Consider the following 14,457-nt stretch of genomic DNA (forward strand, 5'->3'; position numbering starts at 1 on the left):
CCACAGCGGTGAAGAAGCTCTTCGCTAGCTTACTGACGATCGGTTTGCTAGTTAGCGTCACAGCGAATGCCCAATCAAAACCCAATTCGTTGACTTGGCCTACACAGCCCATTCGCATCATTGTTACCTTCACCCCTGGTGGCGCTCCTGATGTCTTGGCGCGCGTCCTAGCGCAAAGTTGGCAAGAGAGCTTAGGTGTACCCGTCTTAGTCGAGAATCGCCCTGGATTTGGCGGCAACATCGGCGCAGAGATGGTAGCCAAAAGCGATCCTGATGGCTACACCTTACTCATTGGTACGGTGGGTATTCATGCGATTAATGGGGCTCTTTATGAAAAGATGTCTTACGATCCGATTAAGGATTTCACACCCATTAGTTTCTTGGCAAGCACGCCCAATGTGCTGATTGTGAATAAACGCCTCGGCGTTAATAATTTGCATGAGTTGATTGAAATGGCCAAAACAAAACCCAATCAACTCACCTTTGGTTCTTCTGGGGTTGGTACTTCTTTGCACATGTCTGGCGAGTTATTTAAAGAGATGGCTGGTGTTGAGATTAGGCATATTCCATACAAAGGGAGGGCGCAATCTTTGCCTGATTTAATCAGTGGCCGAATCTCCATGCTGTTTGATAACCTTTCTTCTTCTTTGCCGCTAATTAAAGCCGGTGAAGTGCAGGCTTTGGGTGTGACCACCTTAAAACGCTCTCCGGCTGCTCCAGATATTCCGACGCTAGCAGAGCAGGGTCTGCATGGTTTTGAGGCGACCTCCTGGTTCTCTTTAATGGCGCCTGCTAATTTGCCCGTTGCAGTCCAAAAGCGGCTAAATGCCTTAACGCGTCAAACCCTCAATAACCCTCAAGTCCGCAATAGACTTCTAGAGGGTGGCTTAGAGCCGGCCCCTGGCAGCCCCAAAGAGCTGACTAAATTGATTCAATCTGAGACTAGTAAATGGTCTAGGGTCGTCCATCAGTCCGGAGCTAAAGTCGAGTAAGAAATAAGTACTTTTCTTGTCAGCTTAGTATTTTCTGAGGCGTTAAATAGATAAGAATATTCACTAATAAAGCCTTGCAAGCAGTCTTACCAAAAGGGCTGACTCAGCGTAGACTGAAAAGTGAGAACTGACCAATTAGAGGGGTCAAATATGAAACAGTTTAAAAAGTACATCGTGCTGGGCTTGGCGCTTACAGGGCTAACTGCTGTTTTTCCGGCGGCTGCCCAAGCGGGTCATGTTGGCTGGAATGTTTCTGTCGGTGGCGGCTATGGCGGCGGTGGTTGGCGTCCAGCGGCATACGGACCGGGCTGGGGTGGTCACTATGGTCCAGGTTGGCGCGGTAATTGGGCTTATGGTGGCGGTTATTACGGCGGCCCTTACGGCTATCCCTATGCTGGCTATTATTCACCTCCAGTTGTCTATGCACCACCAGTGGCTTATGCGCCACCACAGCCCATGGTTTTGGCTTCACAACCCCAACCAGCAGTTTGGTATTTTTGCCAAGCAAGTGGGCAATTTTTCCCATACGTACAAGAGTGTTCCTCAGGCTGGCAGGCTCAACCGGCGATTCCACCATCGAGCGGCGTAAAACCACAAAGACCCAATAATTAATCGCCTATAACAAGTAAAAAATTGAGTAAAAAAGGATTTCTAATGAAACGTTTAATTCTGTCTGCGGCGCTAATTACTTCTTTAGTTGCTTGCGTATCTGCACCAACTGGTCCAACCATCGCGATCATGCCACGTGAAGGTAAGCCGTTTGAAGTATTCCAACAAGAAGATCAACAGTGTCGTGTGTTTGCTGCTGATGCTGTAAAGGACACTAGCAATGCCGCCCTTAAAGAAGGTGCAACTAGCGCAGCTCTTGGCGCTGCATTGGGCGCAGCTGCTGGTGCAGTGATTGGCGGTGGCAGTCATACTAACGTCGGTACTGGTGCGGGCGTTGGTTTATTAGGTGGTGCTGCAATGGGTGCTATGAATGCTTCCGGAAAAGAAAACCAAGCGCAGGCCCAATACAACATTGCATATCAACAGTGCATGTATGCAAAAGGTAATCAAGTTCCTAGTTACGGTGCACCCAGTTCAGGCAATCGCCCACCAAGCCCGAATGGCAGCTACAACTTAGTAAAGTAAAGCAAAGAAAAGCTGAAATCAGTTCTTAGACTTGAACTGGCGGATGCGTTCTTTCAAAGCGTGCCGCCGTTCTTCTAAACAGATAGAGTAAAAAGCAAGCAGCCAACCCAAGGCTCAAACTATTGCCAGCCCAAAAGCCATTGGCGCCTTGCAAAAATGTTGGGGTATTACCAAATACATTAAATCCCATGAGGTAACCGCCACCTAGGCCTACACCCCAGAGTGAGCCAGCATAAATCAGCATTGGCCAAAAAGCGATGCGATAAGCGCGCAGAATAAATGCTGCTGTCACTTGTAGTGCATCGAAGACTTGGTAAAAAGCAATAAACAAAAATAGCGGAACGGAGAATACTTTCACTTCTGCGGGGGGGTCGTACAAGTCTAAGAGTTCAAACTTAAAGACCCAAACCCCAATGCCAATGAGGATGCACAGCACTGTTGTAAAGAACACAGAAGACCAACCAATTTCTTCGGCACGCTCTTGTTTGTCCGCGCCAATAGATTGCGATACCAAAGTCATGGTTGCGATCGACAGTGAAAGTGGCACCATGTAAATGACCGTGCCCATATTGGCGACAATCTGATGCCCTGCTAGTGCAGTAGTGCCTAAGCGCGCAATAAACAAAGACATAAACGTAAAGGAAGTCACCTCAATCAGATAGCTAAAGCCAATGGGAGTACCAAGCTTGAGCAATGCCCAGATGCGATGCCAATCCGGCTTGCTGAAATGACTAAAGATTTTGAAGGGCCTATAGAAGCGATCAATCAACACAAAGCCGAGTGTAATGATGAGCCAGAACCAATTGATGATGACAGTAGCAACTGCGCACCCCGGACCGCCCATACCTTCAATCCCCAAGCCACCATAAATGAAGAGTAGGTTGAGAGGCAATTTCAGACCAAGGCCGACTAATTGCACCACGGTAATGACTGCAGGACGAGAGACGGCATTGTGCAGCGCCATTAGAACGCGCATGCCCATGCTAGCTGGTAAGCCAAGCGCCAAAATGTTGAGATACAACCTGGCCTTATCCTCGATCTCCGGTTTGATTCTGGAGATGGCTAGGAGGTAGTCGGCATTCATGAGAACAAAACAGCCTAAGACTGTGAGACCTACTGCTAGCCAAGTGGCTTGGCGAACTTCTTCACCGATTTCATCAAAACGTTTGGCACCAAAAAGTTGTCCCGCAATTGGCGCGAGTGCTGAGATAACGCCAGTTAGGCCAACATAGATGCTAATGAAAATCGCTGAAGCCATAGCCAGTGCAGCAAGGTCATCTGCAGAGTAGCGCGCGGTCATTGCTGTATCTAAAACACCAAATGCGATGACTGCCAATTGACCAACCAGAAGGGGGCCAGCGAGTTTTAGTAAAGCAGGAATATCTTCGCGCAGGCGCGATAACTTAAAGTGCAACACCCATTACTCCGCGCTGACTTGATAGAGTCTGAGTCGTTCATCGCGATCAGACGCGCGGCGATCTTCCCAGAGAAGGGTTAATTTCTTATTGTTGAGACTGGCATAAGCTCTTGCCTCAGATTGATTATGAGTCAACATCCAATGGCAGCTGGAATCATCGCGCAAAGTCAGCTTGGTAAAGTAAGAGAAGGAGGCTAATTGCGCGGGACCAATATTGGTAGTGTCAATGCAACCAGATTCTTTAGTGAGCACTTGCGAGAGACGAGCCGATACTTGGCGATAGGTCTTGGCATAGTTGATTGTAGGAAGCCATAAAGTCATCAGCAAGACCCACATCAAAGTAGTGCCTGATGCAGAAATAATCAAGCAACGCCAGATTTCTTTTGGAGCACGTGAGGTTCTCCAGCGCACTACTGACACCCACAAACCCGTAATCACAATCGCCACAATAAAAGCGAGCCAATTAAATTGACCTTGAAAACCAGGAAGTAGCCGAGCAATATTGGCGGCGGTTGCTTCGGGATAGCCGGTAACCTTGGCCAGCCAAATAATCCAGATGGCCAGTGCAATCAGCGTGAAGCTAAACATCGCAAACCAGTCAATGAAACTAATGAGACTGCGTTTGAGAATCGGCAAACTAAAGGCGGCAATGATCGACAAACTCGGAATCAAAATCATCAAGTCATGTTCATTTGCTTCTTCGCGAAACAGAACATAAATGAAACAGCCAATAAACAAACTCAGCGGTATAGCAAGGTGCGGGGCACGCCAAGCACCTGCAGCTTTAGCGCGACCCCAGTGAGCCAAAGAAATGAACGCTAGTGGCCAGACAGGCCAGGCATAAGCCCAGAAGTTCACACTCAAGAAGGAGAGCGATTCAAGAGAAGGTGCTGAGCGCATCTCAGGCATATTGCGCCAGCCTTGTTCAGCGATATGACGCCACTCAGGAGTGATGTGACCTAGTTGCCACAAGATGGGCCAGATCGCAAAACCCATTAAACCTAAAACTGTACTGGTAAGCGTCCAACGAAAACGTAACTTGGCATTACTAGCAATCACCGCAATGATGGTTGAGGTGACCACGATCAGGCTGAGTGTGAGGTTGCTCGATAGGGCGACGATGATAATGCCCAGACCAGTCCAAAGACCACCTTGCCATGGCTTATCTAAGCCCCGTACAGTGCCGTAGAGAACAATGCTGATACCCATCAACTGCGCCATCATTGGCGTAGTCTCATGAGCACGCTGCGCAAGACCAACGCAGGCTAAGAAGATAAGCAATGCGCCATCGGCCAAGGTCATGCCATAGTTTTTGCGATTGGGTTGACCACCCACAGCGAGTGCCATCGGTTGCACTTCATTTCTGCGACCTAAAAGATACGTCGCATACCAAATGGCTAAGGCCGCAGCAAAGAAACAAATCGCAGAGTAGAGGCGAGCAGCATTGGCTGCGCCAATCCAAGAACCAAATAGATCAATGAGAATCGCGCCCATCCAATACGGTAGTGGTGCACCCAGAGAAAGATCGCGTCCTGCTAGATGCGGAACAATCCAATCGAGCGAGTTACCGCGAAAGAGTGTCCACATACCGCCAAAACCAATTGCATCCTCGTTCTTCCAGGGATCACGGAAAAAGAGACCAGCAAAACCATAGACTAAAGTCAGCACAAAAATAATAATGCGCGGAATTGAGTTGGTGGCGGCGGCGGTAAGTTTGACCATTAGCTAAGTAGGGGGAGCAAGTAAATTCTGAGGCAATAAAAAAGGCAGCAAACGCTGCCTTCATTATCTCGCAGGGAAGGAGTTAACACCCCAAAATCCCTGCTATGAGTAAGTCTGTGCCTAAGCCTAGATTAAGCCTTCTTTTTAGAAGTCTTTTCTGCTGCTTTAGCTTCTGCTGCTGCAGCTTTTTTCTCAGCTGTTTTAGCAACGCCATCACCGGCAGCCTTAGCAACTGCTTTAGTACCGAATTTCTGACGGAATTTCTCAACACGACCAGCGGTATCCATAATCTTCTGGGTACCAGTGTAAAAAGGGTGTGATTCTGATGAAGTCTCGATCTTGGCCAATGGATACTCATTGCCATCTTCCCACTTGATTTTCTCTCTAGTGTTCATTGTGGAGCGAGTCTTGAAGCTGAAGTTGTTTGAAACGTCTACAAAGACGATTTCACGATATTCGGGGTGAATGCCAGGTTTCATTTTGAGTCCTATGAGCGGGTAGCCGTTTGAGCCAAATTGGCTTAAATACTTTCCCAGGTTGGTAAATCAGTAAAAGCGAAATTATGCCATGAAATCAACAACAAAGCGCGGTTTTGTAGTCTAAAAAGGGCTAAAACTGCCCCTTTTTAGCCACCTTTACGCATTAAGTCGAAGAATTCACCGTTATTTTTGGTGGATTTGAGCTTATCAACGATGAAGTTCATTGCCTCGATATCGTCCATATCGGCCAAAAGCTTGCGTAAAACCCAGATTTTTTGCAGGTTTTCAGCTTTAACCAGCAACTCTTCACGACGTGTGCCGGACTTGTTAAGGTTAATTGATGGGTAAACACGACGCTCAGCCAAACGACGCTCAAGGTGGACTTCCATGTTGCCGGTACCTTTGAACTCTTCGTAGATGAGGTCATCCATACGGCTACCCGTTTCAATCAAGGCAGTAGCGATGATGGTGAGTGAGCCACCTTCTTCGATGTTACGAGCAGCACCAAAGAAGCGTTTAGGGCGTTGTAATGCGTTGGCATCCACGCCACCAGACAACACCTTGCCTGATGAAGGAATAACCGTGTTGTATGCGCGAGCAAGGCGGGTAATGGAGTCAAGCAAGATGATCACATCTTTACCCATCTCCACTAAGCGCTTGGCTTTTTCAATCACCATTTCGGCTACTTGAACGTGACGTACTGCTGGCTCATCAAAAGTAGAGGCAACGACTTCACCGCGAACGGAGCGCTGCATCTCGGTCACTTCTTCAGGACGTTCGTCAACGAGCAGAACGATCAAGATCGCGTCTGGGTTATTAGCAGCAATCGCGTGAGCGATGTGCTGCATCATCACTGTCTTACCGGACTTCGGTGAAGACACAATCAAGCCCCGTTGGCCAAAGCCGATCGGGGAGATCATGTCGATGATGCGACCTGTGAGGTTTTCTTCTGCCTTGATATCGCGCTCTAACAAAATCGTGCGATTTGGGTGAAGCGGCGTCAAGTTCTCAAACATGATGCGGTTCTTAAGGGCCTCAGGAGGCAAGCCGTTGATCTTGTCAACTTTGACTAATGCAAAGTAACGCTCACCATCTTTAGGTGTACGCACTTCACCTTCAACGCTGTCACCAGTGTGCAGGTTAAAGCGGCGGATCTGAGCAGGAGAGATATAGATATCGTCTGGAGAAGCCATGTAAGAGGCTTCAGGAGAGCGTAAGAAGCCAAAGCCATCTGGCAACACTTCTAAAGTACCGTCACCAAAAACCATTTCACCGGCTTTAGCGCGCTTTTTCAAAATGGCAAACATCAATTCTTGTTTGCGCATCCGCTGCGTGTTTTCAATCTCCAAGCTAGCTGCCATTTCAAGCAGAGCGGAAACGTGGAGGACTTTGAGTTCAGTTAATTGCATGTGGTTCTCGGGTATAGATAAAGATGAATTTGTGGATATGGTTTTGGGAGATCGCTAGTCTTGATCAAGACTAGATAGAAAAACAGAATTTTGGGTATTTGCTAAAAGAAGGGGGAGTAAATTGCGGGAAATCGGAGCACTGGTAAGTGCGTTGAAATACTGAATAAAGCCATACTACACTAAATTTGCGCTAGAAACAGCTAAAAACCCAGAAAAACCACAGGCCCACCCTGTGAGCCTGTGGTCTGCAACTATTTACAGATGACTATCAATAAAAGCAGTCAACTGGGACTTGGCCAGGGCGCCTACCTTTTGAGCGGCAACAGTGCCGTTCTTGAACAAAATCAGGGTAGGGATGCCGCGAATATTGAACTGGGCGGGAACGCCTTGGTTCTCATCCACGTTCATCTTCGCGATTTGGAGCTTGTCACCGTACTCGGTAGACAGGTCTTCCAGAATAGGGCCGATCATTTTGCAAGGACCACACCATTCAGCCCAGAAGTCGAGCAATACAGGTTTGTCAGATTTGAGGACGTCCTGCTCAAAAGAGGCGTCTGTTACATGTTTGATGCCGGCACTCATGAAAATTCCTTATTTAGGCTTATTTAGTTATATCGCTACAACGCTTATATTAGCAATAAGCCAAACTTTCTGCCCAAATTTAAAACATAAGCCCTAAAACCAAACTGAATGTCTCAGCCTTTCCCTACTATTTCTAAGCAAGAGCAACCGCACGCATGGTCGATTACGCCTGATGCCAGCGCGCTTGAGCAGTTAGCTAAAGGGATTTGGGATTGTGCAGTGCAAACAAACGAACGCCCCTTAGTGGTGCTTAGTACAGCAGGTCCACTCATCGGAGTAAGGGCGGCATTAGAACTTTATAGACCAAAAGGCCTAGATCCAAAGATCGCGTTCTTACCGCAAGTGATTAGTTTTAATGACTGGTTAGAAGCAGCGCCTGGCGCATGGAAGTTTCCAAAAAAACAATCCGACTTAGAGCGTTGGATCTCAGTCTATGTAAATCTACGTAAACATCCCAAACTCAAAACGTGGTTCAAAGCAGAAAGTGATGCGGGCGCGTGGGGTCTTGCGCAGTCTGTGATTGATGCTTGCGATATTTTGTCTGAAGCCATCATTCCGCTATTGCATGATCAATTAAATCGTTTAATTGAAACTAATGCACTTGATTCAGAAGCATGGACTAAACAATTGCAAGCGCTACTGGATAAAACCATTGCACAAGCCTATCCAGAACTTGCGCGCAAAGTCGTTGATCAAGAATCCGAAGTCTTATTGACCTTCTGGCGTTATTTGAGTGGCGTGGGCGATGCCGTATTTCGGAAGCGATTTGCGATGGCAGCCCATCTGAGTGCAGCGCAGGAACAAACGCATCAACAAACACACCAACCAGCACCAAGACCCTTTATCTGGGTGCAGACGGCCGACCCTAAGCCGATTGATCAAGAGGTGATTGGGAAGTATTTAAATGATTACGCTCAATATGCTCCAGTCGTAGAGGTCACATTAGATTGGCAAGCCGTTGCCTTGTGGTCTGAAGCGCTCGCTGGAGAAAATGCTTCAGGCGAACTCATTGAGTTAAGCGCAGAACAAGTACAACAACTCAAAAATAATATTGAAGCAGCGCATTACCAAGCTTGGAACTTGATTTCGGCAAGGCGTTTTGAAGAGTTGGCCTGGGCAGCAGCTAAATCGATTGAGTCACATCTGATTGCTGGCAAGACAAATATCGCTTTAGTAGCGCAAGATCGTTTGGCCGCAAGAAGGGCGCGGGCCTTGTTAGCGCGTTTAGGCCCAGCCTTAAATATTCGTGATGAAACTGGTTGGAAGTTAGATACCACCAGGGCAGCAGCAGCGCTCAATAGCTGGTTAGAGCTGATCCGCGCTCCTAAGGAAGGACCAACGGCGAGCGTCTTATTAGAGTTCTTACAAAATCCGTATTTGGATATTCCGGCTTGTATCCAAAAGACCCCAGAGGTATGTATTGGCCTAGTCGCGCAGTTAGAAGATATCTTGATTGCTAGTCAAGCCAAATCTGGATGGGAAACCTTTTACATGGCGATCGAGCGGGCTAATGCGTACGCTGTAAACCACGACACTGCACCGAACGAGGCTTTATTAAAACTGCTGCAATTTGTGAGAGAGCGCCACTACGCTTGGCAAGAGATGAGTCTCAATTGCTCCAATGCTTATGCACTCCTGCAGCAGAACTTACTAGACACCGGCATTGCTAAAGCCTTAGAAAAAGATTCTGCAGGTAAGCAATTATTAGAAGTGATTCATACCTTTGATTTAAGTTCTAGCGATTACCAACGTGTTGCCATGCGTCTTGCTGAATGGATTAGTCTGATCAAGACCGTGATGGAAGAAGCGTCGTATGAAGAGGCTGGTAAAGATGCGCAAGCCACTTTAAGTATCTTGCCTTTGAGTTCTACACGCCTGAGAACATTCGATGCAGTCGTAGTCGTAGGTTGTGACGAGCAGCAATTGCCGGCATTCTCAGAGCCACCCTTGTTTTTTTCGGACACGCTCAATCGCTTACTCAAAGCATCGACGATTACTGCGCAATATATTCAGCAAGCACGGGATTTCTCCCAACTATTGGGCTCTTGTGCGAATGTTGATCTGCTTTGGCAAAGTAAAAGCAAGAGTGGTGAGCCACTCAGACCATCGGCATGGATACAGCGCTTACAAACACAATTGCCAAAATGGACGGCAGTGGTTTCTCAGCCAGAATTACATGGAGGAAAGGCTAGGCCGATAGAGAGAGCGGTAACGACCTTAGATCCCGATTTACCTTTGCCGCTGTCCATGAGCCCTAGTGCTTATAAAGCGTTAAGAGACTGCCCCTATAAGTACTATGTCCGCAGTTTATTGGGACTGCGTGAAGCAAAAGCATTTGAAGACGGCTTTGATGCATCTTTAGCGGGCCAGTCTTTACATGCTCTACTACGTAATTTTTATCAGGCACTGAAAACTGAAGAGCAAAAAGCTGATTCAAAAATCAAAGACAACACCCTAGTTCGCCGTCAGTGGATGGAACAGCAGTTATTCGCCATCTCTGAAAAAGAGTTCAAACGTCTCATTGAAGGTGATGGCCGAGTGCTAGGCACTTTACGAGATTGGCAAAAACAAATTCCAAGCTTTGTAGATTGGCAACTGCAAAGAGAGGTCGAGGGCTGGCGTTATCACAATGCAGAACATCAAGTTGGATTTGATCTGCACTTTGTCGATGCTGATGGGGTAGATAGACTCATGCGGATTGCAGGGCGCGCCGATCGTTTTGATATCAATGTAGACAGTAAGCAAGCAGCAGAGGTGATTGATTATAAGAATCAGTCAATGACCAAGATTAAAAAACGTGCCGAACATCTCTTAGATGATCCGCAGTTGCTGATTTATGCACGTGCTGCGAATGAAGACCCAGAAAGCGCCCATCTGCAGGGTCGTGAAGTTAATCAAGCCCAGTGGGTTTCACTCAAGGTGGATATCAAACGAGATAAGAAACTCACTAGATCATTGGAAGTAGAAGACGTCCCAGACTTAATGCCTGCTTTTTCTGAGCAACTGATTCAAGACATGCAAAACCTATGGTCCAGAAAAGAGATGGCGGCATTTGCGCCTGATGGCGTATGCAAATACTGTGAGGCAAGAGGTATTTGCAGAAAGGGGATGTGGTGAAAAAGAAGTTTGATAACGCCATCGCTTGTGATCCTCGCAGATCGGTCATTGTTTCTGCTTGTGCTGGTAGCGGTAAGACTTGGCTATTGGTTGCCCGCATGATTCGGCTCTTGCTTGCTGGAGCAAAACCACAAGAAATTCTGGCGCTGACATTTACCCGCAAAGCCGCACAAGAGATGCGCGACCGACTCTATGGCTTGCTAGAGCAATTTTCAAAAATGAGTGATGCCGAGCTTGTTCATGCATTACAGGAGCGAGGCTTGGAAAAGGATGAGGCAACAGCATTATTGCCACAAGCCAAGGACTTATATAACAAGGTGCTCTCTAGCCCGCAGTCGATTGTGATTGATACTTTCCATGGTTGGTTTGGCAGATTATTGAACGCCGCACCCATCTCAGCTGAGGTACAACCAGGCTTTAGTTTGCGCGAGGACAGCAAACGATTACTAGAAGAGTGCCTGGATGACTGGTGGGGCGATCTTCCTGCAGATCTGAAGGCGCACTATGACGTCCTATTAAATCAGTTGGGCGCAAGTAATACGCAAAAGTTCTTAATGGGTAACAACGGCCTAATGAAACAACGTGGTGCCTGGACTTTCTTTGCGCAAGCTTGCAAGGCAAAAGGCATTACCCCTATCGAACACCTCAAGCAATTTTTACCTAGACTCAATATCGATAATCCACTGCTAAGGATGTGGAATGCGCCCAATGTAAGGGCTGATTTAGAGTTCCTGATTCGTTGCTTTGCACATAGTAGTAAGCAAGAGTCGGCATTTTTACCCCAACTTGTCAGTGCGCTTGAGTGTTTGCAGCGTCATGGTGATGTGACGGAAGTCGCCCCAGCTCTACAAGCTGTCTTTTTAACTGGCAATGGTGAGCCTCGCGATAACACCAACAGAGCCCTTGCTGCTGTTCAAGAATATCTAACAAGTGAAGGGCAAACTCATCTTGAGCCAGACCACATTGCTTATAAGCAAGCTTGGGCGCAAGCATTTATTGAGTACTTAGATTGCGAAGCTGAAAAAGAGGTTTATGCATTAAATCAAGCCTGGTTTGCGATGAGCGAACGCATGATGGATCATGCTGCTGCCACTAAAGAAGCAATGCGGGTGCGCGATTTTGATGATTTAGAAATTGGCGTCAGTCAGTTGATGGCCGATTCAGCCAATGCAGCGTATTTACAAGCACGTCTTGATGCTAAATATAAACACATCTTGATTGATGAGTTTCAGGATACCAATCCATTGCAGTGGCAAATTTTGCGCTCGTGGCTCGAGGGTTATGGTCAAGATGAAAGTAAACCCAGCGTCTTTATTGTGGGTGACCCCAAGCAATCAATTTATCGCTTCCGCAGAGCAGATCCACGCTTATTTACTAGTGCAAGAGAGTTCTTAGAAACCCATCTGCAAGCAGTCGCGCTGGATCAAGATACAACGCGTCGCAATGCGCCCAAAATTAACTCAGCAGTGAACGCTACCTTTGCTCCTTCACAGTTGCCACCTACTTACAAATTCAACGAGCAGGACACCTTGTGGAAGCCCTTAGAAGCGGGCCTACCAAACGAACTGTATTCAAAAGAGGGTGAAGCTGCGCTATTGCCGCTAGTTCCCTATGTCAAAGAGGAGTTAGAGCCTCGTGTTGGCAATGCTTTTGATGCGCCCATTACCGATGTCAATCAAACAGTGGCAGCTACACAGCGCTATGTTGAGGGTCAAGAAATCTGCAAACTCATTCATCAAGTGATGGCAACACGCCAAGTAATGGATGAGGAAGACGGCCGCAAAATTTGGCGCGCCGCCAGAGAAAGTGATTTCTTATTGCTTGTGAAGCGTCGCAAATACTTACCGCAGTTTGAGAGGGCCTTGCGTGAAGCCGAGCTTGCTTATGACAGCTCTAGGCTGGGAGGCTTACTCAATACTCTAGAGATTGATGATCTGATTGCATTACTGACAGTATTGCTATCACCGCGCCATGATTTGCCATTGGCGCAGGTGTTGAGAAGTCCAATCTTTGGTTTTACAGATCAGCAAATGCAAAGCCTAAGCATTACTAAGGCGAATAACCAATATCAATCTTGGTGGGATGTCTTACAAGATAGCCCAGATGCAGCGGTTCAGAAGGTGACGCGTTTCTTAGAGCATTGGCGTGTCTTAGGTGAACGCTTGCCAGTGCATGACCTACTCGATCAGATCTATCAAGAAAGTAATTTGCGTTTTGAGTATGCAATTACTGCACAACCGTTGGCACGTGCACAGGTGATTGCTAATTTAGATGCCTTCTTAGAGCTGTCTCTGAATCAAGATGGCGGTCGTTACCCAAGCTTGAGTCGCTTTATTGATGAGATCAATGCCATGCGCCGGGGTGATGATGACGAAACCCCTGATGAAGGTGACGTAGAGCTAGAGGCCGAGACAGAACTAGCTGAAGTCGATGAAGACAGTGAGATGTCAGAAGAGGATAAGCATAAGCGTGTCCGCTTGATGACCATTCATGGAGCTAAGGGACTGGAGTCACCCTTTGTGATTATTTTGGATGCCAACCATACGGTAGGTAATTCTGATCATTCTGGCGTGCTTCTAGAGTGGTCGCCTAGTGAGAGTAGTCCATCACACCTATCGATGTATACCAAGGCCAGCTTAACTTCGCCGCGAAGCCAGATTCGGGAAGACGAAGAGCTCATTAGTCAGAATGAAAACTGGAACTTGCTCTATGTCGCGATGACACGCGCCAAACAGGGTCTCTGGATTAGCGGTGTAGCCAAAGAGTCCAGCACCAACAACCCAACAGGTTTAGATCAAAAGTCTTGGTATGCAAGAGCTTTGTTTGGACAGCTTCCTACTGTAGAGCCTATAGTGGCAATGCCCAGTGCTGGAGCTACAGAAAAAAATGCCCCACAAAAAAATATTCAAACTCCAGAGAACTTCAGCATTGAAGATTTTCAGATTTCTTGGGAAGAGGCAAAACTCAGCCATCAGCAACAACTACAAGATATTGTCAGTGGCGCTACCGTAAAAGCCATACAGGCCGAAGCAGACAAAGCCCCCGATCCAGAAATCCTCGAAGAGGGTGTGCATTTTCATAAGCTGTTGGAGTTTTTGGTTCCGCAATCCAGCAAGTCAGAAAAGTCTCCCGCTATACCAAGTGAGCAAGAAGTGATGAATTGGCTTGGCGTGAATCCAGCGGCAGCCAAAAAACTTCTCACCCATATCCAAGTCGTACTCAATACGCCGGAGCTACAGTTGTATCTCAGTCCCGGAGAATGGCTACAGGCGTGGAATGAATTGGATATCGCTAGCGAAGACGGTAAAAGCTTTCGTCTTGATCGCTTGGTAGAGATGGGCGATCACCTGGCCATCATCGATTACAAGCTAAGCATTCCAAAGCAAGATAGCGAGATGTATGGCAAATACCTTAAGCAACTACAAAACTACCAAAAAGAGCTCAAACGGATTCGTCCTGATAAAGAAAACAGGGCTTACTTGATTTCATCAGGTGGAAAGATCGAGCAAATCGGCGAAGCTCTCTAAGCTTCCTTGGCCCTTGAATAACCCTACTTAGCCCCCATATATAGGGCTAGGAGCAAAAATCCCCAAACTAGGGATAAT

General features: G+C 47.2%; 10 protein-coding genes. 5 read left to right on the forward strand and 5 right to left on the reverse strand.

The window, feature by feature from the left end; translation table 11 throughout:
• Positions 1-8: 8 nt before the first annotated feature.
• From ICN49_RS07380 to ICN49_RS07390, 3 genes are all read left to right on the forward strand, one after another.
• Positions 9-992, forward strand: coding sequence for a tripartite tricarboxylate transporter substrate binding protein (locus ICN49_RS07380; RefSeq protein ID WP_369411518.1), 984 nt, complete (start codon positions 9-11; stop codon positions 990-992).
• Between the two features lie 150 nt (positions 993-1,142).
• On the forward strand, positions 1,143-1,604 hold the full coding sequence (locus tag ICN49_RS07385) for a hypothetical protein (RefSeq protein WP_216167127.1): 462 nt from the start codon (positions 1,143-1,145) through the stop codon (positions 1,602-1,604).
• A 42-nt stretch (positions 1,605-1,646) separates the two neighbouring features.
• Positions 1,647-2,126 carry a glycine zipper family protein gene (locus ICN49_RS07390; protein ID WP_216167128.1) on the forward strand — a complete coding sequence of 160 codons (480 nt, stop codon included), beginning with the start codon at positions 1,647-1,649 and terminating at the stop codon, positions 2,124-2,126.
• 25 nt (positions 2,127-2,151) lie between these two features.
• Here ICN49_RS07390 and ICN49_RS07395 read toward each other — a convergent pair whose 3' ends face one another.
• From ICN49_RS07395 to trxA, 5 genes are all read right to left on the reverse strand, one after another.
• Positions 2,152-3,543, reverse strand: coding sequence for an MATE family efflux transporter (locus ICN49_RS07395; RefSeq protein WP_216167129.1), 1,392 nt, complete (start codon positions 3,541-3,543; stop codon positions 2,152-2,154).
• A gap of 3 nt (positions 3,544-3,546) precedes the next feature.
• The gene (locus tag ICN49_RS07400) at positions 3,547-5,265 is read right to left on the reverse strand and encodes an ArnT family glycosyltransferase (protein WP_216167130.1); all 1,719 of its coding nucleotides are present in this window, start codon (positions 5,263-5,265) and stop codon (positions 3,547-3,549) included.
• A gap of 131 nt (positions 5,266-5,396) precedes the next feature.
• Positions 5,397-5,744 (reverse strand): type B 50S ribosomal protein L31, encoded by a 348-nt coding sequence (locus ICN49_RS07405; protein ID WP_216167131.1) that lies wholly within the window; start codon positions 5,742-5,744, stop codon positions 5,397-5,399.
• A 146-nt stretch (positions 5,745-5,890) separates the two neighbouring features.
• On the reverse strand, positions 5,891-7,153 hold the full coding sequence (rho, locus tag ICN49_RS07410; RefSeq protein ID WP_216167132.1) for a transcription termination factor Rho: 1,263 nt from the start codon (positions 7,151-7,153) through the stop codon (positions 5,891-5,893).
• A 255-nt stretch (positions 7,154-7,408) separates the two neighbouring features.
• Positions 7,409-7,735, reverse strand: a complete 327-nt coding sequence (gene trxA / locus ICN49_RS07415; RefSeq protein WP_216167133.1) for a thioredoxin TrxA — start codon at positions 7,733-7,735, stop codon at positions 7,409-7,411.
• A gap of 108 nt (positions 7,736-7,843) precedes the next feature.
• On the opposite strand from trxA, the gene ICN49_RS07420 reads away from it, so the two are divergent.
• Complete coding sequence (locus ICN49_RS07420) at positions 7,844-10,852, forward strand: PD-(D/E)XK nuclease family protein (RefSeq protein ID WP_216167135.1); 3,009 nt, start codon at positions 7,844-7,846, stop codon at positions 10,850-10,852.
• The gene (locus ICN49_RS07425) at positions 10,849-14,379 is read left to right on the forward strand and encodes a UvrD-helicase domain-containing protein (RefSeq protein ID WP_369411519.1); all 3,531 of its coding nucleotides are present in this window, start codon (positions 10,849-10,851) and stop codon (positions 14,377-14,379) included. The genes ICN49_RS07420 and ICN49_RS07425 overlap by 4 nt, the downstream gene beginning before the upstream one ends.
• Positions 14,380-14,457 lie beyond the last annotated feature (78 nt).

The organism is Polynucleobacter finlandensis (assembly GCF_018881755.1).
In the GTDB taxonomy this organism is placed as follows: Bacteria; Pseudomonadota; Gammaproteobacteria; order Burkholderiales; family Burkholderiaceae; genus Polynucleobacter; species Polynucleobacter finlandensis.